At 72.9% G+C, this 23849-nt stretch carries 18 protein-coding genes; 2 read left to right on the top strand and 16 right to left on the bottom strand.

The annotated features are described in order from the left end of the window. Window positions 1-20 precede the first annotated feature (20 nt). Complete coding sequence (locus U5640_RS24340; protein WP_340377864.1) at window positions 21-7313, bottom strand: type I polyketide synthase; 7293 nt, start codon at window positions 7311-7313, stop codon at window positions 21-23. 133 nt (window positions 7314-7446) lie between these two features. Here U5640_RS24340 and U5640_RS24335 point away from each other — a divergent pair, with 133 nt between their 5' ends. Next, a complete protein-coding gene (locus U5640_RS24335) occupies window positions 7447-8106 on the top strand; it encodes an O-methyltransferase (RefSeq protein ID WP_340377863.1) in 660 nt (219 codons plus the stop codon). A gap of 58 nt (window positions 8107-8164) precedes the next feature. Here U5640_RS24335 and U5640_RS24330 read toward each other — a convergent pair whose 3' ends face one another. The 14 genes from U5640_RS24330 to U5640_RS24265 all read right to left on the bottom strand — a co-directional run bounded on the left by U5640_RS24330 (window position 8165) and on the right by U5640_RS24265 (window position 22003). Further along, complete coding sequence (locus U5640_RS24330) at window positions 8165-9223, bottom strand: histidinol-phosphate transaminase (RefSeq protein ID WP_340377862.1); 1059 nt, start codon at window positions 9221-9223, stop codon at window positions 8165-8167. Between the two features lie 258 nt (window positions 9224-9481). Beyond that, window positions 9482-10498 carry a 4-hydroxy-2-oxovalerate aldolase gene (gene dmpG, locus U5640_RS24325; RefSeq protein WP_340377861.1) on the bottom strand — a complete coding sequence of 339 codons (1017 nt, stop codon included), beginning with the start codon at window positions 10496-10498 and terminating at the stop codon, window positions 9482-9484. Continuing rightward, window positions 10495-11445 (bottom strand): acetaldehyde dehydrogenase (acetylating), encoded by a 951-nt coding sequence (locus U5640_RS24320; protein ID WP_340377860.1) that lies wholly within the window; start codon window positions 11443-11445, stop codon window positions 10495-10497. The genes dmpG and U5640_RS24320 overlap by 4 nt, the downstream gene beginning before the upstream one ends. Further along, window positions 11442-12245, bottom strand: coding sequence for a fumarylacetoacetate hydrolase family protein (locus tag U5640_RS24315; RefSeq protein WP_340377859.1), 804 nt, complete (start codon window positions 12243-12245; stop codon window positions 11442-11444). The genes U5640_RS24320 and U5640_RS24315 overlap by 4 nt, the downstream gene beginning before the upstream one ends. 5 nt (window positions 12246-12250) lie before the next feature. After that, window positions 12251-13189 (bottom strand): 3-carboxyethylcatechol 2,3-dioxygenase, encoded by a 939-nt coding sequence (locus U5640_RS24310; RefSeq protein WP_340377858.1) that lies wholly within the window; start codon window positions 13187-13189, stop codon window positions 12251-12253. A gap of 9 nt (window positions 13190-13198) precedes the next feature. Next, window positions 13199-14191 carry a zinc-binding dehydrogenase gene (locus U5640_RS24305; protein WP_340377857.1) on the bottom strand — a complete coding sequence of 331 codons (993 nt, stop codon included), beginning with the start codon at window positions 14189-14191 and terminating at the stop codon, window positions 13199-13201. 139 nt (window positions 14192-14330) lie between these two features. Further along, window positions 14331-14795, bottom strand: a complete 465-nt coding sequence (locus U5640_RS24300) for a GNAT family N-acetyltransferase (RefSeq protein WP_340377856.1) — start codon at window positions 14793-14795, stop codon at window positions 14331-14333. Window positions 14796-14891: 96 nt separating this feature from the next. Beyond that, window positions 14892-16469 carry a long-chain fatty acid--CoA ligase gene (locus U5640_RS24295; protein ID WP_340377855.1) on the bottom strand — a complete coding sequence of 526 codons (1578 nt, stop codon included), beginning with the start codon at window positions 16467-16469 and terminating at the stop codon, window positions 14892-14894. A gap of 48 nt (window positions 16470-16517) precedes the next feature. Next, window positions 16518-17375 (bottom strand): SDR family NAD(P)-dependent oxidoreductase, encoded by an 858-nt coding sequence (locus U5640_RS24290; protein ID WP_340377854.1) that lies wholly within the window; start codon window positions 17373-17375, stop codon window positions 16518-16520. 2 nt (window positions 17376-17377) lie between these two features. Beyond that, window positions 17378-18244 (bottom strand): alpha/beta fold hydrolase, encoded by an 867-nt coding sequence (locus U5640_RS24285; protein ID WP_340377853.1) that lies wholly within the window; start codon window positions 18242-18244, stop codon window positions 17378-17380. Between the two features lie 14 nt (window positions 18245-18258). Further along, complete coding sequence (locus tag U5640_RS24280) at window positions 18259-18822, bottom strand: 3-phenylpropionate/cinnamic acid dioxygenase subunit beta (RefSeq protein WP_340377852.1); 564 nt, start codon at window positions 18820-18822, stop codon at window positions 18259-18261. 288 nt (window positions 18823-19110) lie between these two features. Continuing rightward, window positions 19111-20325 carry an FAD-dependent oxidoreductase gene (locus U5640_RS24275; protein ID WP_340377851.1) on the bottom strand — a complete coding sequence of 405 codons (1215 nt, stop codon included), beginning with the start codon at window positions 20323-20325 and terminating at the stop codon, window positions 19111-19113. Further along, window positions 20322-20669: a bifunctional 3-phenylpropionate/cinnamic acid dioxygenase ferredoxin subunit gene (locus U5640_RS24270; RefSeq protein ID WP_340377850.1), complete on the bottom strand. Its 348-nt coding sequence runs from the start codon at window positions 20667-20669 to the stop codon at window positions 20322-20324. Before U5640_RS24270 ends, U5640_RS24275 begins: the two co-directional genes overlap by 4 nt. Beyond that, the gene (locus U5640_RS24265; protein ID WP_340377849.1) at window positions 20666-22003 is read right to left on the bottom strand and encodes an aromatic ring-hydroxylating dioxygenase subunit alpha; all 1338 of its coding nucleotides are present in this window, start codon (window positions 22001-22003) and stop codon (window positions 20666-20668) included. Before U5640_RS24265 ends, U5640_RS24270 begins: the two co-directional genes overlap by 4 nt. A gap of 286 nt (window positions 22004-22289) precedes the next feature. Here U5640_RS24265 and U5640_RS24260 point away from each other — a divergent pair, with 286 nt between their 5' ends. Continuing rightward, a complete protein-coding gene (locus U5640_RS24260; RefSeq protein ID WP_340377848.1) occupies window positions 22290-23126 on the top strand; it encodes an IclR family transcriptional regulator in 837 nt (278 codons plus the stop codon). A gap of 12 nt (window positions 23127-23138) precedes the next feature. Here U5640_RS24260 and U5640_RS24255 read toward each other — a convergent pair whose 3' ends face one another. Further along, a complete protein-coding gene (locus U5640_RS24255) occupies window positions 23139-23732 on the bottom strand; it encodes an XRE family transcriptional regulator (RefSeq protein ID WP_340377847.1) in 594 nt (197 codons plus the stop codon). Between the last annotated feature and the right edge of the window lie 117 nt (window positions 23733-23849).

Genomic DNA, 23849 nt, shown 5'->3' with positions numbered 1-23849 from the left:
GGGGTCCAGCCGCGCCGCGCTCACGTGCTCGCCTTCGCCGGAGCGGCCAGCATCCGCAGGACGTGATCGGCCAGGGCCCGCGGCACCGGGTGGTCGAACACGAACGTGGCCGGCAGCCGCAGCCCGGTCAGGGCGCTCAGCCGGTTGCGCAGGGCCACCGAGGCGAGCGAGTCCAGGCCGGATTCGACCAGGCTCCGGTCCGGCTGCACGGCCTCGGCGTCCTGGTGGCCCAGCAGGTCGGCGGCGGCCGCGCGCACCTCGGCCAGCAGCCGCCCGGCCCGCTCGGCCGGGGGCAGGTCGCGCAGGGGGACGGCGGATACGGCGGGGGCCGGTCCGGCGGGTACGAGGCCGCGCAGCAACGGGGGTGCCCCGCGGGTGCGCAGCCTGGCGATGTCGAACCGGGCGAGGGTGAGGGCAGCGTCGTCCTGCCGCAGCGCCTCGTCGAACAGGGCCAGCGCGAAATCGGTGGGCAGGGGCAGGGTGTCGTCGGGAGAGCCGCCGTCCCGGACGGTCTCCCGCAGCACCTCGGTCATCCCGGAGATCTCCTCCCACATGCCCCACGCCAGGGACTGCGCGGACAGCCCGTCGGCCCTGCGGTGTTCGGCGAAGGCGTCCAGGAACGCGTTCGCGGCGGCGTAGTTGCCCTGCCCCGCGCTGCCGAGCACCCCGGCCAGCGAGGAGAACAGCACGAACGCGGCCAGGTCGGTGCCCTTGGTCAGCTCGTGCAGGTTCAGCGCGCCGTCGACCTTGGGGCGCAGCACCCGCTCCACCTGCTCGGCGGTCAGCCCGGTCAGCACGCCGTCCGCGAGCGCCCCGGCCGCGTGCACGACCCCGACCAGCGGGCGCCCTGCGGGCACCCGGTCGAGGGCGGCGGCGAGGCTGTCGCGGTCGGCGACGTCGCAGGCGACGACGTCGACCTCGGCGCCCAGCCCGGTCAGTTCGGTGAGCAGCGGGCCGGCGTCCCGTGCTCCCCTGCGGCTGGTGAGCAGGAGACCGTGGACGCCGTACTCGGTCACCAGGTGCCGGGCGAGCAGTGATCCGAGGGTGCCGGTGCCGCCGGTGATGAGGACGGTGCCGCCGGCGAGGTCCGGCCTCGCGCCGCGCCCCGGGGAGACCCGAGCCAGTTCCGGTGCCTGGAGCCGTCCTGCGCCGATGCGCACGTGGGGCCGTCCGGCGGCGACGACATCGGCCAGTCGCGCCGGGGAACGGGAGTCGTCGTCCGTCTCGGCCAGCAGGAACCGTCCGGGGTGCTCGGACTGCGCCGACCGGACCAGGCCGCGCGCCGCCGCGTGGGCCAGGTCGTCACTGCGGGTCAGCACGACGAGCGGGACGTCGGCCGGACGGTCGGCCTCCAGCCAGCGCCGCAGGTGGGACAGCGTGTCGAGCACCGCCGCCCGGACGTCGTCGAGCGGCGGGACGTACAGGGCCGCGTCGGCGTCGGCGAGTTCGACCGGGTCGACGGGCACCCCGAGGTGGTCGGTCCCCAGCAGGGCCCACTTCGGCGCGGGTGCCGTCGGCGGGGCGGGGAGTTCGGTCCATCGGGTCCGGTACGCCGAGTCCGTCGGCACCGCTCCCGTCAGCTCGCGCAGGGCCACCGCACGGATGCCGAGGGTGCCCCGGAAGAAGGGTTCGCCGTCGGTGGTGGCGATGGTGACGGTGTACTCGTCCTGTCCGCTCGGCGCCAGGTGGGCGTGGGCGTGGGGGGCGTGGCGGTCGCCGGCCCACACGTCGTGCCAGACGAAGGGCAGGCCGACGTGTCCGTCGGGGCGCTCCTCGGTGAGGGCGAGGGCGTGCAGGGCGGCGTCGGCGAGGACGGGGTGCAGGCCGGGGCCGGTGAAGCCGACGGGCGCCTCGCCCGGCAGCCGCAGTTCGGCGAAGAGTTCCTCGCCGCGCCGCCACAGCCCGTGCAGCGCCCTGAACGCGGGACCGAACTCGTATCCGCGTGCGGCCAGCGAGGCGTAATCGACGGGGACGACCTCGGCGTCGGGCGGCGGCAGGAGGGCGGGGAACCCCCCAGACAGCTCCCCGGCCGACTCCCCGGCCAACGCCCCGGCCGGGGGCGGTACTTCGGCGGACAGCGTGCCCTGGGCATGGCGTCGCCACTGGCCGCCGGGCTGTTCGGGCCTGCTGAACACCTCCACCGTGCGCTGGGCCGGGTCCGCGACGACCTGGAGCTCCGCCGCGCCCTGCCGGGACAGGGCCAGAGGCGCCCCGATGACCAGTTCACCGACGCCGGTTCCCGCGCTGTGCGCGGCGCGCAGGGCGAGGTCGAGCACGGCGGTGCCGGCCAGCAGGCAGGTGCCGTTCACCGCGTGGTCCGCCAGCCACGGCTGCTCAGCCGGCGCGACCCGGCCGCCGGCCACGAACGCGCCGGTGCGGGCGGCCTCGGTGAACTTGCCGAGCAGCGGGTGGCCGGTCCTCGCCCCTTCCGAGGCGGTCGCGGTGAGCCAGTACCGCTGCCGCTGGAACGGTGTGGTCGGCAGGGGCACGGGCCGCCCGGTGCCGGTGGCAAGGCGTACGCCGTCCCGCCCACGCGTGTACAGCTGCGCGGCGGAGGTCAGGAACCGGTCGAGGCCGCCGTCGTCGCGGCGCAGGGTCCCGGTGACGACCCCGGTCGTGTCACTTTCCTCCAGCGTCTGTTCGATCGCGGAGGTCAGCACCGGGTGCGAGCTGGACTCCACGAAGACGCGGAACCCCTGGTCGACGAGGTGCTCGACGGCCTGCTGGAACCGCACGGGCTGCCGGAGGTTGCGGTACCAGTACGCGCCGGTGAGCGGGGTGTCGCCGACCCAGTCCAGATCCACCGTGGAGTACATGGGCACCGACGGCTCGGTCGTGCGCACCTCTCCCAGCCGGGCCGTCAGCTCCTCGCGCAGTTCCTCCACCTTCGGGCAGTGCGAGGCGTAGCCGACGCGGACCCGGCGGGCGTGCAGGCCGTCCAGGGCGCATTCGGTGAGCAGCCCGTCGATCGCCAGGTCGTCACCGGCGACCACGGTGGTGGAGGGGCCGTTGAACGCGGCGATCCAGAGCTGGTCGGGCCAGCGCTCCAGCAGCCACTCCAGCTGCGAGCGCGAGGCGGTCACCGACGCCATGCCGGCGCCGCCGCCGAGTTCGGCGATGACCTGGCTGCGCACCGCGACGACGCGGGCGGCCTCCTCCAGCGTCAGTGCGCCCGCGACGCACGCCGCCGCGAGTTCGCCCTGCGAGTGACCGAGCACCGCGTCCGGTTCGACGCCGCGGGAGCGCCACAGGGCGGCCAGCGACACCATCACCGCGAACAGGACGGGCTGTACGACGTCCGCCCGCTCCAGGCGGTCGGCGCCGTCGGCGAGCACCTCGGTGAGTGACCAGTCCACGTGGGGGGCGAGCGCCCGTTCACAGGCGGAGAGGGAGGCGGCGAACACCGGCTCGTCCATCAGGCCGGCGGCCATGCCGAGCCACTGGGTGCCCTGGCCCGGGAAGACGAACACCGTCCTCCCCTCCGTGTCCGCCGCTCCGAGGACCACGTTCCGCGCCGGCTGTCCCTCGGCGACGGCCCGTACCCCGGCCAGCAGTTCTTCACGGTCGCCTCCGACGACGACGGCGCGGTGGGCGAAGTGCGCGCGGGACGCCGCGAGGGAGTGCGCGAGGTCCACCGGCGCGGCCTGACCGGCCACGGGGAGCAGCCGGGCCGCCCACTCCCGCAGCCTCTCGGGCGTCCTGCCCGACAGCGTCAACGCGACGACGGACGGCTCGCCTGCGGGCGCCTGCGCGGACGGCTGCGGCGGTGCCTCCAGGATCAGGTGCGCGTTGGTGCCGCTGACGCCGAACGAGGAGACGGCGGCGCGCGCCGGCCGGTCCCGCTTCGGCCACGGCATGCTCTCGGTGAGCAGCCGGACGTCTCCCGACGCCCAGTCGACGTGCGGTGACGGCTCGTCCACGTGCAGGGTCCTCGGCAGGGTGCGGTGCCGCATGGCCTGGACGACCTTGATGACACCGCCGACCCCGGCGGCGGCCTGGGCGTGCCCGATGTTGGACTTCAGCGAGCCCAGCCAGAGCGGGGCGCTGCGGCCCTGCCCGTAGGCGGCCAGCAGCGCGCCCGCCTCGATCGGGTCGCCGAGCCGGGTGCCGGTGCCGTGGGCCTCGACCACGTCCACGTCATCCGGTGCCAGACCGGCGTCCCGCAGGGCGAGCCGGATCACCTCCTGCTGGGCCGCCCCGTTCGGCGCCGTCAGCCCGTTGGAGGCGCCGTCCTGGTTCACCGCGGAACCCCGGATCACGGCCAGCACGGGATGCCCGGCGCGGCGGGCGCTGGACAGCCGTTCGAGGACGACCATCCCGGCGCCCTCGGCCCAGCCGGTGCCGTCCGCCGCCGCGGCGAACGCCTTGCACCGGCCGTCCTCGGACAGCGCGCCCTGCCTGCTGAACTCCACGAACGTCCGGGGTGTCGCCATGACGGTCACCCCGCCGGCCAGCGCCAGCTCGCACTCGCCCCGGCGGACGGCCTGCGCCGCGAGGTGGATGGCCACCAGGGACGAGGAGCACGCGGTGTCGAGGCTGAGCGCGGGACCGCGCAGCCCCAGCACGTAGGCGATCCGCCCGGAGGCGACGCTGCCGGCCGTGGCCGTGCCGACGTAGCCCTCCAGTTCGCGGGGCACCCGGTCCTGGTCGGTCACGTAGTCCTGGTTCATCAGCCCCGTGTACACCCCGACCTGCGCGCCGCGCAGGGACGTCGGGTCGATGCCGGTGTGCTCCAGCGCCTCCCAGGAGGTCTCCAGCAGCAGCCGGTGCTGGGGGTCCATCGCCAGCGCCTCACGGGGCGAGATCCCGAAGAACGCGGGGTCGAAGTCGGCCGCCTCACGCAGGAAGCCGCCCCAGCGGGTGTGCGAGGTGTCACCGAGCCGGTCGAGGTCCCAGCCCCGGTCGTCCGGGAACGCGCCGACGGCGTCGACCTCGTCGGCCACCAGCTGCCACAGTTCGTCGGGGGAGGTGACCCCGCCGGGGTAGCGGCAGCCGATACCGACGAGGACGACGGGGTCGTCGTCGGTCGCGGCCGTGGCCCGGGGGCCGGGTGAACCGGTGAGTTCGGGCGTGCCGGTGAGCTGGTCCCGCAGATGCCGGGCGATCGCCCGTACCGAGGGGTGGTCGAAGGCGAGGGTCGTGGCCAGGCGCAGCCCCGTGGCGGCGGCGACGCGGTCGCGCAGCCGGACGGCGCCCACCGAGGTGAGCCCGTACTCGCGCAGGGCCCGGTCCGGCTCGACACCGCCGGTGCCGTCCAGCACTTCGGCGACCTCGTCCGCGACCAGGCCGAGGAGCTTGTGGTCGAGGTCGGCCCCGGTGAGCCCGGACAGGTCGACCCTGGCAGGCAGCCGGCCCTGGTCGGCGGCCGGCGCCGACCGGACGGCCGCGACCAGCGTGCTGCCCGGGCGGCTCAGCGCGACGTCCACGGCGTTGCGGATCCGGTGGCCGGTCAGCCCGTCGGCCAGCACCAGGGTGGTGGGGGCGGCCCCGTCGACGGTGATCGTCACGGTGGAGCCGGTGACGGTGACCGTGGCGGCGAGCTCCGTGCCGTCCGGCACCACGGCGCGGGCCTGGTGGCCGGCCACCAGGTGGTGGGCGATCAGGTCCGGGAGGTCGCCGGCGTCTCCCGTCAGGGCCACGTCGCGGCCCTCCAGCGGGCTGACCGCGGGCAGTTCGGTCGCCGGGAGCAGGGTCTGTTCCCCGTCGGCGCCCATCAGGTGCAGGCCGTCGTGGTGGCCGGTGACCGCGAGCAGCCGGCCGGGCAACTCGGCCAGCGGTTGGCGCACGATCTTGCCGGTGGCCGTCTTCGCCAGCGCCGTCACGGCGCGGATCTCCACCGGCACCTTGAAGTAGGCGAGTTCCCGGCGGCAGCGCGCGAACAGTTCCGCGCGGTCGACCCCGCCGGGTCCCGGCACCACCAGCGCCACCGGGACCTGGCCCAGCTCGTCGTCGTCCCGTCCCGTCACCGCCGCGTCGCGCACCCCGGGCACCCGGCCGAGGACGGACTCGATCTCGCTGGGGTGGACGTTCTCCCCGCCGCGGATGATCACGTCGTTGCGTCGGCCGGACATGAAGAGGTAGCCGTCTTCGTCGCGGCGGGCGAGGTCGCCGGTGTGGTACCAGCCGCCCTTCAGCGCCGCCTCGGTGGCCTCCGGCAGGTTGTGGTAGCCGAGCATGACGCTCGGGCCGCTGACCCAGATCTCGCCGACCTCGCCGGTCGGCACGTCGACGCCGGTCTCGGGGTCCACCACCCGCAGGTCGAGGCCGGGTACCGGCAGACCGCACGAACCGGGCACCCGCTCACCGCCCGGCCGCATGGTGGCCATCGGCCCGCTCATCTCGGTGCAGCCGTAGTTGTCCGTGAGCCAGATGCCGAACGCGGCCTCGAACGCCTCGGCGAACGCGGCCGTGGTGACCGCGCCCGCGATGATGCACACCCGCATCTCGGGCAGCTTGAGGTCTTCCGTCTCGGCGGCCCGGAGCAGGTTGTGGTACACCGTCGGCACGCCGACGAGGAAGGTGTAGGGCCGGGAGTTCAGTTCGTGCAGGACCTCGGCAGCGGAGAAGCCCGGGACGACATGGGCGGTGGCGCCGACCGAGAGCACGCCCATCACGCACAGGTTGTAGCCGAAGGTGTGGAACAGCGGCAGCGGCCACAGCAGCGTGTCCGCCTCGGACAGTCCGATGAGCGGGGCGTAGCAGTTGGCCGCGTTCCACAGCACGGCGCGCAGCGCGACCAGGACGCCCTTGGAGCGACCCGTCGTCCCCGAGGTGTAGAGCAGGTAGGCCGGTTCGTCCAGGCCGAGGTCGTCGCGGGCCGGGACGGCCGGCTCGCGGGCGAGCAGGTCCTCGTACGACACCGCGTCCGGGTGGCCGCCGACCACGACGAGGTGCCGCCGTCCGGCCGGCAGCAGCGCGCGGACCTGGTCGGCGTGCGCGGTGTCGGTGATCACCGCCCCGGCGTCGCTGTCGGTGAGCGCGTGCAGGAGTTCCGCGTCGGAGGAGTGCGGGTTGACGGGCACGCCGACGCAGCCGGCGCGGTTGACGCCGAGGTAGCCCTCCACCATCTCCACGCGGTTGCCCAGCAGGAGCATCACCCGCGCGCCCCGGGGCAGGCCGAGGGCGACCAGGTGGCCGCCGAGCCGGGCCGTACGCCGGTCCAGCTCCTCGTAGGTCACGGCCCGCCGCTCGTCGGAGAATGCGACCTTGGCCCCACGCAGCGCGGCATGTCTGGCGAGCAGTTCGGGCAACGGGCGGATCAGGTCGGCACGCTGCGCCTCGGACATGCCTGTCTCCTGCCTGGATGCGGTCATGACCGGGCTCCTCTCGCTGACGTGGCCGACACCGGTACCAGGAAATGTTCTGGACCTTCACACGTCATCCCCGCGTGCCGTACAGCGGAACAGGGGTTTGCGCAGGTCCGGGAATTGATGGCCCATAGAGCCCATGACGCGGACAACGGATTCCCTCATCCCGAAGCTCCAGGAGTACGTGGCGGCGAACGCGACCGCTCCGGACGAGATCCTGCTCGACCTCGCGGACGAGACCGAGAAGCTCTTCCCCGACGACAACTTCATGCAGATCGCCCCCGAGCAGGGGGCGTTCATGACGCTTCTCGTCCAGATCTCGGGCGCGCGGCGGATCGTGGAGATCGGCAGCTTCACCGGCTACTCGGCCCTCTGCATGGCCCGTGGGCTGCCGGCCGGCGGCTCGCTGCTGGCGTGCGACATCAGTGAGGAGTGGACCTCGGTCGCCCAGCGGTACTGGAAGCGGGCCGGGCTGGAGGACACGATCACCCTGAAGCTCGGACCGGCGCTGGACACGCTGCGCGCGCTGCCGCTGGAGCCGCAGTTCGACCTCGCCTTCATCGACGCCGAGAAGGAGGACTACGTCGACTACTGGGAGGAGCTGGTGCCGCGGATCCGTCCCGGCGGTCTGCTGCTCGCCGACAACACCCTCCACCACGGACAGGTCGTCGACCCCGAGGAGAACGCCACCAACGTGCAGGGGATCCGCGCGTTCAACATCCGTGTCCACGAGGACGACCGGGTGGAGCACGTGCTGATCCCGATCGGCGACGGCGTGAACCTGGCCCGGAAGAAGTAGGCACGGCGGACAGGAGAAGCGGAGCCCCCGGAGAACCGGGGGCTCCGCTCTGTGCTGTTCAGCTTTGGGAGGCAAGGGCGGCTTCGAGACGGCGCACGAGGACGAGGACGTCGGAGGGGGTGCCGACCGAGATCCGCATCCAGTCGGGCATGCCCATGTCCGAGGCGTCACGCACGTGGACGTGGTCGGCGAGCAGCTGCCGGGTGATCCGGGACGCGCTCCCGGGCAGATGCACGGTGACGAAGTTGGTCTGCGAGGGCAGGTACGTGATGCCGAGCCGGTCCAGAGAGGTGCACAGCGCCCTGCGCGCCGTCGCGATGCGGACCCTCGTCTGCTCCAGGAACTCCTGGTCCCCCAGAGCCGCGCAGGCCGCCGCCTGCGCGAGCCGGTTCACGTGGTACGGCATGGCGTCCTGCACGGTCTCGATGCGGGAGACGGCGTCGGGGCAGCCGATCAGCGCGCCCACACGCAGCGCGGCGAGGCCGTACGCCTTGGAGAGCGTCCGCAGCACACTGACGCCGCTCCCCTCCCGCGCCCACGGCAGCCCGGAGGTGAACGAGTCGTCGGCGAACTCCGCGTACGCCTCGTCGAGGACGAGGTGCGATCCGGTGGCACGCGCCGTCTCGCACAGGCTCCGCACGGCGTCGGCGTCCAGGACGGTCCCGGCGGGGTTGTGCGGATTGCAGACGAAAACGAGGGCCGGGCCCCTGCGCATCTCCTCGATCAGCGCCTCGGGGCCCACGCGGTGGTGTTCGAGGGGGACTTGGACGACCTCCAGGCCCACCGCCGTCAGGCTCTTCACGTAACCCTGGTAGGTGGCTTCGTTGACCACCGCGCGGCCCAGGTCGCGCGAGGCGATGGCCAGCATCATGATGACCTCGTCCACCCCGTTGCCGACGGCGACCCTGTCGGCCGTGACGCGGTGGCGGGCGCAGAGGGCGTCGATGAGCGCGGTGTGCCGCGGGTCGGGGTAGCGGTGGACGCGCAGCAGTTCGGAGCGTGCCGCCTCCACCGCCTTGGGGCTCGCGCCCCAGGGGTTCTCGCTCCGGTGGAGCAGGAGCGGGACCGGGGGAGCGCCGTCGGCGACGAGGTGGACGGCCGGTGTCCTGGTACGCATCAACGGCCCCCCTGCTGTATCGCGGACATGCCACTCCCTTGTGGCGATTCGGTCATGGGTGAGCTCCCGTCGGTTGCTGAGGAACGTGCGGGGTCCTTGTCCAGCGACAGGACAGTGGAGGGAGAACCTGCCGCTGGACTGCACCAGCAAATGGCCTCGGATCGCTCCGCGTCATGCGCTCGTTCCACCCGGCGGCACGGCCGGCCGGTCCGGATCAGGAAGTGATCCGGACCGCGGAGGGCTGCGCGGAGCCGGTCGTCAGCCCGTCTCCCCTGCCATCAGGTCGAGCGCGATGTCGACGATCATGTCTTCCTGACCGCCGACGAGCCCCCGCCGGCCGACCTCCAGCAGCAGCGTGCGGGCGTCGACGCCGTACCGCTCGGCGGCGGCCTCGGCGTGGCGCAGGAACGAGGAGTACGCGCCGGCGTAGCCGAGGGTGAGCGTCTCCCGGTCGACCTGGACGGGCCGGTCCCGCAGCGGCCGTACGAGGTCGTCGGCCGCGTCCTGGAGGGCGAACAGGTCGCAACCGTGTTTCCAGCCCTGGAGGTTGGCGACCGCGATGAACGCCTCGATGGGGCAGTTGCCGGCGCCGGCGCCCTGTCCGGCGAGGGAGGCGTCCACCCGAGTCACGCCCTCCTGCACGGCGATCACACTGTTGGCGACCGAGAGGGAGAGATTCTCGTGCGCGTGGATGCCGACCTCGGTGCCGGGGTCCAGGACGTCGCGGTAGGCGCGGACCCGCTCGCGCACGCCGTCCAGGGTGAGCCGTCCGCCGGAGTCGGTGACGTACACACAAGTAGCGCCGTAGGACTCCATCAGCCGTGCCTGCGCGGCGAGTTCGGCGGCCGGGGCCATGTGGCTCATCATCAGGAAGCCGGAGACGTCCATGCCGAGTTCGCGGGCCCTCGCGATGTGCTGGGCGGAGATGTCGGCCTCGGTGCAGTGGGTGGCGACGCGCACCGAGCGGACGCCGAGGGAGTGGGCGCGCTCCAGGTCGGCGATGGTGCCGATGCCGGGCAGGAGGAGGGTGGTGAGGGTGGCGCGGGTGAGGTGCGCCGCGGCTGCCTCGATCCACTCCCAGTCCGTGTGGCTGCCCGGCCCGTAGTTGACGGAGCCGCCCGCCAGGCCGTCGCCGTGGGCGACCTCGATCGCGTCGACACCGGCGGCGTCGAGGGCGGCCGCGATACGGCCGACGTCGGCGGGGTCGATGCGGTGCCGGATGGCGTGCATGCCGTCGCGCAGGGTGACGTCCTGGATGTACAGGGGGCGGGTCATGGGCGGGCCTCCGCGAGGACTGCGTCGTGCCGGGCGGCCGACTCGGCGACCTGGAGTGCGGCGGACGTCATGATGTCGAGGTTTCCGGCATAGGCGGGCAGGTAGTGGGCGGCGCCCTCGACTTCGAGGAACACCGAGACCCGGGTGACGGCTGGGCCGGCGTCGGGCGGGAGCAGGGTGTGCACCGGTTCGGTGGGGTCCACCGGGGTGAACTGGACCTCCTGCTTGAGCCGGTAGCCGGGGACGTACCGGGCGACGCGCTCCGCCATGGCCGTGATCGACGCGCGGACGGCGTCGTGGTCGGCCTCCCCGATGAGGCAGAACACCGTGTCCCGCATGATGAGGGGCGGCTCCGCCGGGTTGAGGACGATGATCGCCTTGCCGCGGGCGGCGCCGCCGACCTGCTCGATGGCGTGGGAGGTGGTCTCGGTGAACTCGTCGATGTTGGCCCGGGTTCCGGGACCGGCCGACCGCGAGGCGATGGAGGCCACGATCTCCGCGTAGTGGACCGGGGTCACCGCCGAGACGGCGGCCACCACGGGGATGGTGGCCTGGCCGCCGCACGTCACCATGTTGACGTTCGGGGCGTCGAGGTGGGCGTCCCCGTTGACCGGCGGCACGACGAACGGGCCGATCGCCGCCGGGGTCAGGTCGATGAGCCGCTTGCCGTAGGGGGCCAGCTTGGCGGCGTTGGCCAGGTGCGCCTTGGCCGAGGTGGCGTCGAAGACGACGTCGATGTCGGCGAAGCCGGGCAGCGCGATGAGGCCGTCGACGCCCTCGTGCGTGGTGGGCACCCCCAGCCGGGCGGCGCGGGCGAGCCCGTCGGAGTCCGGGTCGATGCCGACCATGGCACCCATCTCCAGGGTGTCCGACAGCCGCATGACCTTGATCATCAGGTCCGTGCCGATGTTGCCGGAGCCGATGACGGCGACCTTGGTTCTCTTCACACGTCCCTCTTCTCGGAGAATGCGGCGGTGACCGTGCCCAGCGGTCCGATCTCGGCATGGATACGGGTGCCGGGCGGTGCCGGGACCATCGGGCCCAGCGCCCCCGACAGGACGACCTGCCCGGCCCGCAGCGGGTCGCCGTACGCCTGGGCCGTACGGGCCAGCCAGGCCAGGGCGTTGAGCGGGTCGCCGAGACAGGCGGCGCCCGTGCCCTCGGAGACCGGCTCGCCCTCGGCGTACATCCGCATGGTGACCTCGCGCGGCTCGAACTCGGCGAGGGTGAGGCGGCGGTCGGCGAGGACGTACAGGCCGCTGGAGGCGTTGTCGGCGATGGTGTCGGTGAGCCGGATGTCCCAGTCGGCGATCCGGCTGTCGACGATCTCGACGGCCGCGACGGCGTACTCCACGGCGGCCCGGACCCGGGCGGTGTCGTACACCCCGTCGGCCAGGTCCTCCCCGAGGACGAACGCGATCTCCGCCTCGGCCTTCGGCTGGAGCAGCCGCCCGGAGGGAACCTCCGCCATGGCCGAGACGTCCATGTCCGCGAAGAGGACGCCGAAGTCCGGCTGGTCGACGCCGAGCTGGCGCTGGACGGCGGGCGAGGTGAGGCCGATCTTGCGGCCGGTGACGACCGCGCCGGCGGCCAGCCTGCGCCGGGTCAGCTCCTGCTGGACGGCGTAGGCGGCGTCGATGTCCTGTTCGCCCAGCAGGTCGCGGACCGGGGCCACGGGAGCGCCCTCGCGCTCCGCGGTGACCAGCCGGGCGGCGGCCCGGGCGACCGCGTGCGGTTCGACTGTCATGCCGCTCACCGGCCCTGCGCCGTGGCCACGGCGAATCCGGCGATCCACGCGGGGATCGGCTCGTAGAAGCGGGAGGTCGTCTCGTACGGTCCGGTGGCCGCGAGCGAGGCGAACGCGGCGATCCAGGAACGGACCTCGTGGGCGGAGCCGCCGCCCTCCCGCGCCATGCCCGCGACGGTCCAGGAGTCGAACTCCGAGAGTTCCCCCTTCTCCAGGTGGTCGAGGAACCGGTTGTCCCAGTCGGGGTTGATCGGGATCATCGAGGTCGTGCCGGCGGCGTACTCCTGGCCCGCCCTGACCACCCGCTGCTCGCCCCTTTCCCGCTGCTCGGGGGTCGGCGGCCGGCCCTCGATGAGCGCGTCGGCGACCTTGGGAGGCGCACCGTCGAGGACGGGTACGGGCGGGTCGTGGGAGAGGCCGCCGGAGGCCAGGAACAGCGTCCTGCGACCGAGTTCGGCGGCGGCCTCGCCGAGCGCGGTGCCGAGCGCGCGGACGCGGGCGACCGGGCCGAGCGGCGTGGCCACGCCGTTGACGAAGACCGGCACCACCGGCACCCGGTCGATCCCACCGAAGAGCGCCTCCAGGGGCTGGGCGAAGCCGTGGTCGACGGTCATCCGGGCCGAGACGGTCAGGTCGACCCCCCGGTCGAGGACGCCCTGGGCCAGCGCCTTCGCGGCGGCCGTGTCGACCGACAGCGGGCCCGCCTGCGTGCCGAAGTCACCTACCGCGCGGGCCTCGGTGGCCAGGCAGAACGGGGGCATCTCCTTGTAGAAGAAGCCGTTGTAGTGGTCCGGGGCGTACAGGACGACCAGCTCCGGGTCGTAGGCTCGGACGAAGTCCCGTGCGCCCGCGACCGCCTCCTCGACCCGGGCCAGGACGTCAAGGGCGGGGTCGTTCTTGCCGATGAGGGGCGAGTGGGACAGCCCCACGGCTGCTGCGGTCATGGCGGCTCCCTACTTCTGGCCGGTTTCCGGGGCGGACGGATGGATGACGAGCTTCCCGGTGAGCGCACCGTCGATCATGAGCTGGAAGCCCTTGTGGATCTCGGTGAGCGGGAGGGCGCGGTCGATGACCGGACGGGCCCCCGTGGCCTCCATCAGACGCAGCATGGCGACGTGTTCGGACCGGGTGGCGCCGGTCGAGCCGATGACGCGCTGCTGGAGGTAGAAGATCCGGCCGAGGTCGGCGGGCGGGTTCATGCCGCTCGTGGCGCCCGCGATGACGAGGGTGCCGCCGGGGCGCAGCGCCTTCAGCGAGTGCTGCCAGGTCGCCTCACCGACCGTCTCGATCACCACGTCCACCCGCTCGGGCAGCCGCTCGCCGGGGGCCACGGCGGCCCGCGCGCCCCAGGAGACGGCCTCCGCGCGCTTGTCGGCGCTGCGGCTGGTGGCGTAGACGACGGCGCCCGAGGCCACCGCGAGCCGGATCGCGGCGGAGGCGACGCCGCCGCCCGCGCCCTGCACGAGGACCCGGTCGCCGGGGGTGATGCGGGCCTGGGTGAACAGCATGCGGTAGGCGGTGGTCCAGGCGACCGGCAGGCAGGCGGCCTCGTCGAAGGAGAGCCAGTCCGGCTTCGGCACCAGGTTGCGGGTGGGGACGGTCAGGTACTGCGCGAACGCCCCGTCGTGGCGCTCGGACAGCAGCGCGCGGTCCGGGTCGAGCGTCTCGTCACCGCCGCCCGCGTCGGGGTCGCCCAGCACCGGGTGGACGATGACCTCGTTGCCGTCCTCGTCGTAGCCGGCCGCGTCGCAGCCGAGGACGATCGGCAGCCGGTCCGCGGGGTGTCCCACCCCCTTCAGCGTCCACAGGTCATGCATGTTCAGCGACGAGGCCATCACGCGGACACGTGACCAGCCCGGCCGCGGGGCAGGTTCGGGTACGTCGCGCAGCACCAGCCCCGACAACGGGTCGGTGGCGCTCTGGGAAATGGCGATTGCAGCAAGCACCCGTCCACGGTCGCCCCGCGCCGCCCACCTGCCCTAACCGCTGTGCCGCTGGGCAGCACGCAGGTCACGGGCCACGGCACGGCAGCGGGCCGGAAGCCTGGGGAGGCTGCTTCCGGCCCGCTGCGGCACAGGGCCGCGCTCAGTGGGGCATGTCGTCGAGGGCCGTGGACAGGCCGGCGACGTGCGGGGGTTCGGCGGCGAACAGCACGACCGGGCCGCCGGGCAGGTCCGCCTCGGCGACACGGCGGAAGCCGCCGTCCGCCAGGACTCGCTGGGTGCGCGGGTCGTCCTCGTGCGGCGCGGCGACGATCCGGCGGCAGCGCGGGTCGGCGGCGAACAGGGCGGGTGCGAGCGCCCGCAGCAGCCCGGCGGCGCACTCCGGCGCGGACGGGTCCAGCCGTACGGCGATGTCGTGCGCGCCGATGGGGTAGGCGGCCCGCAACGGGTCCTGCCACACGCGCCGGACGTCCACCGTGAACGCCTCAGGGCCGTCGGGGTGGGAGGCCAGGTACGTGTGCGCCTGAGCGCCGGCCGGCCGCAGGGCCCAGCCGCCGTCGAGGGCGGGCAGCTCGGGCGTCGGCACGGAGTCGGAGTAAAGGGCCACGGCGCCGCTCCTGGGGTCGGGGGCCCCGGCAGTGGGGTGATGCCGTTGGTCAATTGCCAACGGCATCAGTGGGGTGCCGGGGCCCGGTGTGGGGGGTCAGGGGGTGGGGACGGCCTGCCGTGCGGTCACCTGGCGGCGCAGTTCCGGCTTGTCCAGCTTGCCGCTGGCGTTGCGCGGCAGCCGTTCGAGGACCTCGACCCGTGTGGGGAGCTTGTAGCGGGCCAGCTGGCGGCCGGTGAACTCGCGCACCTCCTCCACCGTGGGCCGCGCGCCTGGCCTGCAGGCCAGGACGGCCAGGACGGTCTCGCCCCACTTGGGGTCCGGTACCCCGACGACGGCGGCGTCCAGGACGTCGGGGTGCTCCACGAGGACCCGCTCGACCTCCGCCGGGTAGATGTTCTCGCCGCCGCTGATGATCATGTCCTTCAGCCGGTCCACGATGTAATAGAAGCCGTCCTCGTCCCGGTAGGCGATGTCGCCGGTGCGGAACCAGCCCCGCTCGTCGAACGCCGCCCGGGTGGCCTGCGGGTTGTCCCAGTAGCCGGCGGCCACGTTCGGGCCGCGGACACAGATCTCGCCCTGGGTGTCCGGGCTGTCGATCTCGGCGCCGGTGACCGGGTCGATCAGCCGTATCTCGGTGTACGGCATCGGGAGCCCGGCCGATCCGGTCTTCCGGGACGTCAGCGGGGCCGGCAGGTAGGTGGCGAACGGGGCCGTCTCGGTCAGCCCCCACGCCTGCTGGAGCAGCAGCCCCACCGCGCCGTAGTCCCGGATCAGCTGCGGCGGCACCGGGGCGCCGGCGGCGATCGGGGAACGCAGGGCGCTCAGGTCGCTCTCGGCGAACCCCGGCGTGCGGGCCAGCGCCGCGTACATGGCGGGCACCGCGAAGAAGGTGTTCACCCGGTACCGGACGAGGTCCTCCAGGCAGCGGGCGGGGTCGAAGCCCCGGCGCAGGACGACGGTGCCGCCGCGCACCAGCGTGCGCAGGGTCAGGGCGTTGAGGCCGCCGATGTGGAACAGCGGGGCGACGGCCAGGTTGACGTCGTCGGCGCGGGTGTCCACGACGGAGTCCACGTTGACGGCGTTCCACCACAGGTTGCCGTGGGTGAGCATGACGCCCTTGGGCCGTCCGGTGGTTCCGGAGGTGTACATCAGAGCCGCGAGGTCGCCCTCGTACAGGGCGACGGGTTCGCGGAGGGGGCGGTGCGCGCCGAGCAGCGCGGACAGCGGCGTCCACGCGGGGCCCGGCTCCGGTGTGGCGGGGCACTCGGGGTCGGTGTCGACCAGCACCAGGCCGCGGGCGGGGACGTCCTGCCGTACGGAGGCGACCAGTTCGCGGTGGCCCTCCTCCACGACCAGGGTGTGGGCGCCGCAGTCGTTGAGGATGTGCCGGACCTCGTCGGCGGCCAGCCGGAAGTTGACCGGGACGAAGACCGCGCCCAGGTGGGCCGCGGCGAACAGGGTCACGAGGAACGCCGGGCTGTTGAAGCCGAGATACGCGATCCGGTCGCCGCGCCGCAGCCCGCGCTCGGACAGCCCGGCGGCGAACTCACTGACGGTACGGCCGAGTTCGTCCGCGAGGATCTCCCGGTCCTCGTAGATCACGGCGGGCGGGCCGGGGTACAGGGCTCTTCGGTACAGCGCGGCGGCGGGGCTGATGTCGACGGCGACCATGGCGTCGGCTCCTTACAAGGGCTCAGGGCAGGGGTTCACCGGTTCGGGTCACAGAACCGAACCGCCGGCGGGGGCACGGAAACCGCGTACGGCGATGCCGCCGTCGGCGGGGATCACGGCACCGGTGATGGTGGAGCTGTCGGTGCGGGAGGCGAGCAGGACGTAGGGGCCGGTGAAGTCCTCCGGCTCGACGCTGGAGTCGTACAGCGGGATGAGGGGCGGTGTCCGCTCGCCCGAGGCGGCCTCGGCGGCCTCGTTCTTCGCGAAGGACGCCGCGAGGGTGCGGCCTTGCAGACCCAGGCTCTCGGGACCGCGCAGTTGGGTGCGCATACCGCCCACGGCCACCCCGTTCACCCTGACCTTCGGGGCGAGTTCGAAGGCGAACTGGCGCAGCAGGCCGAGACAGGCGTGCTTGCTCGCGGTGTAGAGGGAGCCGCCGCCGTCGGTGTGGAAGGAGGCGTTGGACAGGGTCATCACGATGCTGCCCCGCGTGGCGACCAGCTCGCGCCAGGCGGCCTCGACGGCGAGCAGGTACCCCTTGACGTTGATGGCGAACAGCTCGTCGAACGCTTCGGCCAGCTCCTCGCCGGTCAACCGGGTGACGCTGCGGTGGTAGTCCCAGATGCCCGCGTTCGGCACCAGGACGTCCAGCTTTCCGAAGTGCGCCACCGTGGCCTCGACCGCCTTGTGCATGTCCTGTGGGCTGCGGACGTCACCGGTGAGGGGCAGCACGCGGTCGCCGAGTTCACCGGCGGCGGCCACCACCTCCTCCAGCTGGGCGGCGCCCCGGCCCATGACGGCGACCCGGGCCCCCTCCGTCAGATAGCGCAGGGCGACGGCCCGGCCGATACCGGAACCTCCCCCCGTGACGAGCGCGACATCGCCCTCCAACCACCCCCGGCGCACGCTCAGTTCTCCTTGAGAAAGCCGGTGACCAGCCGCTCGAACTCGGCCTGCCGTTCCAGCTGTACCCAGTGGCCGCAGCCCCCGAACACGTGGAGTTGGACGTCCCGGATCTGCTTGAGCATCAGCTGGGCACCGTCCAGGGTGATCGTCCGGTCGTCACGCCCCCAGAGCAGGAGGGTGGGCGCCTTGATCTTGTGAACGCGCTGCCACAGCGGGTCCATGCCGTGCCGTTTCGCGAAGGACGCGTTGTAGCGGTGGTAGAAGGCGATGTGGGACTCGTCGAGGGACGCCTCGTAGCGGGCCTGGGCGGTGTCCGCCCAGCGGCGCGGCTCGGCGGTCATCACGCCGATGAAGTCCCGCATCTTCTTCAGGGTCGGGCCCTCGCCGTTGTAGTAGCGGAACATCGCCTTCTGCCCCTCGGTGGGGGTGGGGCCGAAGGGGAGCCAGCCGCCGCCCGGCGCCATCAGGACCAGCTTCTGGACCCGGTCCGGGATCTCCAGGGCGGTGGCGATGGCCGCGGCGCCGCCGAGGCTGTTGCCGAGCAGGTGGAAGCGGTCGATGCCGAGCGCGTCCAGGGTCCGTACCAGCGCGTCCACGGTGATCTCGGTGATGCTGCGGACGTCCAGGTCCTCCTCGGCGGGGCGGTAGCTGCCGCCGAAGCCGGGCTGGTCGGGGAGGACCACCCGGAAGTGCCGGGTGAGCGCGGGCAGGTTCTGGTGGTAGTTGGCGACCGCGCTCGCGCCGGGGCCGCCGCCGTGCAGCATGACGAGCGCCGGCCCGGCGCCGCTCTCGCTGACCGCCATGTCCCCGAGCGGGGTGTGCACGAGGTGCTCGACCAGCTTCGGTTCTTCGGTCTCGGTAGGGGACACGTGGGTTCTCCGGTTCACAGGAAGGTGCTGATGTTCTTGGCGAGCAGGACGTTCTGGTCGAGCAGGATCGTGCGGCGGGCGATCAGCAGGCGCCCGTCGTCCGGGGCGCGGCGCAGCAGGTCGGTACGGCCGCCCGCGTAGAGGTCCACCTCGCGTTCCAGGCGGTTGCGGTAGCAGAGGAAGGACGACTCGGCGATGTACTCCCCGGGTTCGTCGGCCGCGCGGACCATGACGTCGGTGATCAGGTGCCGGGTCCGGGACGGCGGGTCCTCCGCCCAGGCCATGCCGGAGTCGAAGCGGCGTATCCGCCAGGCCAGGCTCGCCTTCGTCTCGTCGAAGATCGCCACCTCGCCGGGTGCCCCGTCGGCCAGTGCCTGCTGACGGCGCAGCCGGTTGGTGCGCACAGGCGCCCAGTAGTGGAGGTCTTCGGTGAACAGCTCCAGCCAGTCCGCGTAGCGGTGCTGGTCGAGGAACTGCGCCTCCCGGCTGTACAGGCGCTGTGTTTCGAAGTGGAGCCGGATGTCGTCGTCGTACGCGCGGGGCGCGTCCGTCACCGGCTCCGGGGTGTGGATGCTCATCAGTCGGTCCTCCTGCGGGCCACGCCGGACGGGCTCAATTGCAGCGCGGGGTACGGGGTACGGGGAGCGGGTGTGCCGGTGGACGGCACGGCAGGAACTCTGCCGGTACGGGGCAACACTCCGCGGGGCTGGTGCCGGGTCGGGCTTCCCTCCCTCCGGCCCGGGCCGGGCGGAGTCGGCGTCTGGCACGCACTCCCCCGGCGTCGTCGGCGGTGTGCTGCGCCGGCCCTCCTCGGCCCGGCCCGAAAGCCCCGTCCCGAAGGGCCGGGCCCCTGTGCTGCCGGGGTGTCAGCCTCTGAGCAGGCCGCGCAGATCGGTGCTCTCGTCGGCCAGCTCGGCGGGGTCGACGGCGATGCCCCGGTCGACGATCCTGCGGACCGCCTTGATGTCACGCGTGCGGTCGATCGCGGCGGCGGCCACCACCCGGTCGCCGCGCAGGCCGAACGTGAGGAAGGCGCCGCTTTCGACGGTGCCGCGCAGCACGGTCCGCTCGGCGTCGGCCATCGTGCCGATCGCCTCCAGCCGCATGCCGTACCGGTCGGACCAGAACCAGGGCGCGCCCGCGTCCACGGCGGGCAGGCCGAGGATGCCGCGGGCGGCGGCCTCGCCGTCCCGCTGGGCGGCCTCCCAGTGTTCGTGCCGGGTCCGCCGTCCGTCCTCGCGGGCGACGTCGCCGACGGCGTGGACGGCCGGGTGCGAGGTGCGCCGGTCCGCGTCGACGACGACGCCGTTGTCCACCCGCAGGCCGGCCGCCTCGGCGAGCCGCGTGGCGGGGCGGATGCCGATGCCGGCCACGACCGTGTCGGCGGTCACCGCCTCGTCGGATCCGGACAGGTGGACCAGGAACCGGCCCTCCCGGCGCTCCACCTGGTCGACTCCCGCGGTGATCACGTCGACGCCCGCGACCCGGTGGCGGTCGTGCAGCGCCGTCGCGACGTCGTCGCCGACGGCCGGGGCGAGCGGCACGCTGACCGGGTCGACGAGGGTGACCCGGCAGCCTAGGGCGACGGCCACGGCAGCGGTCTCGGCACCGATCAGCCCGGCACCGACGACGGTCACCCGGGCGCCGGGCAGCAGCCGTTCGCGCAGCCGCCGCGCGTCCTCCCAGGTGCGCAGCAGGCCGATCTCCGGGTCTGCGCCGCCGGGTACGGGCAGCGCGCGGGGCGTGCCGCCGGTGGCCAGCACGATCCGGTCGGCCGTCTCGACCACCCCGCCGTCCAGTTCCACCCCGCCCTCCTGGAGGCGGAGCGCCTGGACGGCGGTGCCGTCCCGGAGCCGGACGCGCTGCTCGTCGTACCACTGTTCGGGGCGCAGCAGGATGTCGTCGCGGCGGCTCTTGCCGAGCAGGACGTCCTTGCTGAGCGGGGGGCGGTCGTAGGGCAGGCCGTCCTCGGCGGAGTACAGCACCAGATCGCCGTCGTAGCCGTGGGCGCGCAGCGCGTCGCACGCGGACACGGCCGCGAGGCCGGCGCCGACGACGGCGATCCGCCGGAGCGGGTTCATCCGGTGGCCCCCTGACCGGGGAACACCCAGATGGCGTCGTCGCGGACCTCTACCCGGTGGGCGGCGACGGGAAGGGTGGCGGGCATGCACTGCGGCTCACCGGACTTCAGGCAGAACCGGGCGGAGTGCAGCGGGCACTCGACTTCTCCGTTCTCCACCCACCCCTCCGACAGCGATGCCTGGCCGTGGGAGCAGAGGTCGTCGAGGGCGTAGTAGGTGCCGCCGTCGTGGAAGACGGCGATATCGCCGCCGTGTCCGGTCGCCTCAGCCGGTACGCGCAGCCCTTCACCGTCCTCGATGTCGCCGACGGAGGCGACCTGGACGCCGGTGGTGTTGTCGCTCATGAGGAGGTGTCCTTCCCGGGCTTCTCGTGCCAGGCGGGGGTGTTCATCAGGTCGCGCCACCGGGCGTAGAACCCGCGGGCGGCACCGTCGGAATAGAGGCGGCCGGTCGTGCCGGGGTGGACCCCGTCCTGGCTCTGCAGGCCGAGGCCCATCTGGTAGTTGAGGGTCATGGAGCCGGACATGAAGCCGTGGGCGGTGGCCTGGACCTCCGACCAGTTCTCGCCGTCGTCCTGCTCGAAGATGCCGGTGGGTCCGAACGTCCGCAGGTTGTAGAGCCGTTGGGCGTTCTTGACCTCGTCGGGCATCGACCTGTCGACGAGGGTCCAGGCCCAGACCTCCATCTTGTCCGGGCCCTTGGGGTGCCACACGCGGATGGAGCCGTTGACCGGGAGGTAGGAGAAGTTGGGGAAGACGGTGGCGTGGCCGGTGGTCATCGGTCCCTCGACGCGGGCGTCGCCGAGCCGTGTGCGCAGCGCGTCGTAGTCGTACCAGTCGTGCACGACCCGGTCGTCGAAGCGGCTCTTGGGGTGGGTCGGGAAGCCGTGGCCATGGCCGAGCGGGTCCGTGTACTGCCGGCCCGGCGTCTGCACGATGTCCGTCTTGGGTCCCTTGCCGTTGGGTGACATGACCATCAGCGCGGAGGCGTGCGAGATGTTGACGTGGTACCAGTCGGAGGCGAACTGCTCGGCGGCGAGCTTCCAGTTGCCCTCCAGGACCCACTTGTGGACCCCGCCGACGACCTCGGTGCCCTCTGGGTCGCGGTCGAGCATGGCGTCCATGTACCAGGTCATGCCGCCGAGTGCCTCGGTGAGCGGAGGCGCCTCGGGGTTCCAGGTGGCGAAGATCAGCCCGTGGTAGGTGTCGAGCTGCGCGACCTCGACCAGGCCCCAGCGGTCCTGCTCGAAGTGGTCCGGGTAGTCGCCCTGGTTGGGGACGTTGACGAGCTTGCCCGAGGTGTCGTACGACCAGCCGTGGTAGCTGCACGTGAACGCCTTGGTGGCGCCCGCGTCGGCGCGGCAGACCCGCATGCCGCGGTGGCGGCAGGCGTTGAGGAAGGCGCGGATCCTGCGGTCGCGGCCCAGGGCGACGATGACCGGGTCCTCGCCCATGTAGGTGGTGAAGAAGTCTCCGGGCCGCTGGAACTGGCTCTCGTGCGCGAGGAACAGCCAGCTGGGCGCGAAAACGCGGCGCAGTTCCTGCTGGTACAGGGACGTGTCGCTGAAGATCGTGCGGTCGACGAGCCCGTTGTCCAGGTCGAAGCACGTGCTCACGTCGGCGGACGGGCGCGCGAGGGGGGCGAGCCGGTCCATCGGCCGGGCCGGCGTGGATGTCATCGGTGGAACTCCTCGGCGTGGGTGGGGTCGAGGCGGCGGAGCGATCGGCTCGGTCGCACGGCGGCTTTCCGTTCTGCTGATTCGGGGTCGGACGGGTGGGGGGAATCCGGCGGGGTTACAGCAGACGCGGAGCGGGGGCGTCCCGCCCAGCCGGTGTGCCGGGATGCGGCACACCGAGATGTCCGGATGGGTGTTCCGTCCGGCCGTTTACAACCAGGAAATCGTCTTCTATGTTGGACGTTCGTCCACTTCGATAGTGTTCTTTGCATCGTTCCAGGAGCCCCCCATGACGCTTCGCTCCCCCCTGGCCGAGCGCCCCGACACCCCCCCTCACCCAGCCGCCGCAGCCCTGTCCGACCAGCGGACCTCGGTGGACAAGGCGCTCGCCCTCCTCAAGTCGCTCGCCGACCAGGGAGGGGAACTCGGCGTGAGTGAGCTGGCCCGATGCAGCGGCCTCACCAAGTCGACGACCTTCCGGCTGCTCGGCGTTCTCCAGCGCAACGACATGGTCGAGCGCGTCGGGAGCGACTACCGGCTGGGTGCCCGGATCTCCGACATCGGCGACCGGGTGTACGGCCCGGTCCCCCTGCATCTGCGGGAACGGCTGCTGCCGCACCTCGCGGACCTCTACGTGCTGACGCAGGAGACGGTGCACCTCGCGGTGCTGCACGACACGGACATCGTGTACGTCAACAAGATCCACGGCCACCGCGCGGCCCGCTCCCCGTCCCGCATCGGCGCCCGGCTGCCCGCCTACTGCACCGCCGTCGGCAAGGCGCTGCTGGCCTTCGACCACGACGCCGCGGAGGCCGCCGTCCTCGCGGGGCTGCCGCAGCTCACCGAGTACACCGTCACCGACCCCGCCACCTTCCGCGCCGAACTGGGCCACATCCGCCGCACCGGCATCGCGTACGATCGGCAGGAAGCCGCCTACGGCCTCACCTGCGTCGCCGTACCGATCATGGGGCCCGCCGGCCGGCCGGTAGCCGCCTTCTCCGTCGCGGGTGCCGAGTACCGCTTCGACCCGTCCCGCTTCGCTCCGGCGCTGCGCCGGGTGGCCTACGAGGCGACGCGGGCCGTGGCGACGCTCACCAAGGGCCGGCAGGCCGCGACCTTAGCCTGACCGGAGGTCCGGTCAGCGCGGGACGCCCGCGTGGGTGCTCGGGGAGGTCGACGTCCCGGGGTGCGCACGGGGCACGCTGACAACGATGTGCACCAGGCTCTCTCCCTCCAGGGACTCGTACACGTGGGCACGGTCGCCGGGGTAGCGCACGAAGTCACCGGCGGACAACTCCACCGGGCTGTCGACAGGACCGACGCGCACCCGGCCGCTGATGACGTAGAGATGCTCCAGCGTGCCCACCGGGTGCGACTCGGACCGGCCCGCACCGCCCTTGATGTGCACCACGTAGTTCTCGATGACACCTGAGCCGTAGACGTGGTCGAGAGCCCGGGCGGCGTACCCGTCGTGCTCGTCCCAGACGCCGTCAGCGCTCCGCTGGACCGTCATCACCTGATCCCGCTCCGACACCAGCCTGGTCACCGGCACACCCAACGCCGTCGAGATGGAGAACAACGTGTCCACGGTGGGGTTCCCCGCACCCCTCTCCAGTTTGGACAACGTCTGCTTGGCGAGCCCGGCCTGCCGGGCCAACTCGGCCAGCGACAGACCGCGCTGCTCTCTGAGAAGCCGCACATTACGCGCGACCACATGGTTTCCTGAGGACACTCCACCACTCTAAGTGGGCGGCCGCTAAGAGCGTTGTGGCCAATCGGATTGCGTTCGAACGGCGGCCAGGGTGGTTCGGACGCCCGTGCGGTGCAGGAAGCGGGCATGAAAGAACGG

This window comes from Streptomyces sp. SS7 (genome assembly GCF_037993025.1).
Taxonomy (GTDB): domain Bacteria; phylum Actinomycetota; class Actinomycetes; order Streptomycetales; family Streptomycetaceae; genus Streptomyces.
This window is presented reverse-complemented; position numbering and strand designations above follow the sequence as displayed.

Excerpts from the sequence above, each read along its gene's own strand:
- U5640_RS24280 (WP_340377852.1), bottom strand. The coding sequence starts at position 18,822 with ATGAGCATCCACACCCCGGAGCCGGTGACGGACGCGCCCCGCGCGTAC.
- U5640_RS24275 (WP_340377851.1), bottom strand. The coding sequence starts at position 20,325 with ATGAACCCGCTCCGGCGGATCGCCGTCGTCGGCGCCGGCCTCGCGGCC.
- U5640_RS24265 (WP_340377849.1), bottom strand. The coding sequence starts at position 22,003 with ATGACATCCACGCCGGCCCGGCCGATGGACCGGCTCGCCCCCCTCGCG.
- U5640_RS24330 (WP_340377862.1), bottom strand. The coding sequence starts at position 9,223 with ATGCGTACCAGGACACCGGCCGTCCACCTCGTCGCCGACGGCGCTCCC.
- U5640_RS24315 (WP_340377859.1), bottom strand. The coding sequence starts at position 12,245 with ATGACAGTCGAACCGCACGCGGTCGCCCGGGCCGCCGCCCGGCTGGTC.
- U5640_RS24260 (WP_340377848.1), top strand. The coding sequence starts at position 22,290 with ATGACGCTTCGCTCCCCCCTGGCCGAGCGCCCCGACACCCCCCCTCAC.
- U5640_RS24270 (WP_340377850.1), bottom strand. The coding sequence starts at position 20,669 with ATGAGCGACAACACCACCGGCGTCCAGGTCGCCTCCGTCGGCGACATC.
- dmpG (WP_340377861.1), bottom strand. The coding sequence starts at position 10,498 with ATGACCCGCCCCCTGTACATCCAGGACGTCACCCTGCGCGACGGCATG.
- U5640_RS24295 (WP_340377855.1), bottom strand. The coding sequence starts at position 16,469 with ATGGTCGCCGTCGACATCAGCCCCGCCGCCGCGCTGTACCGAAGAGCC.
- U5640_RS24340 (WP_340377864.1), bottom strand. The coding sequence starts at position 7,313 with ATGACCGCATCCAGGCAGGAGACAGGCATGTCCGAGGCGCAGCGTGCC.
- U5640_RS24335 (WP_340377863.1), top strand. The coding sequence starts at position 7,447 with ATGACGCGGACAACGGATTCCCTCATCCCGAAGCTCCAGGAGTACGTG.
- U5640_RS24310 (WP_340377858.1), bottom strand. The coding sequence starts at position 13,189 with ATGACCGCAGCAGCCGTGGGGCTGTCCCACTCGCCCCTCATCGGCAAG.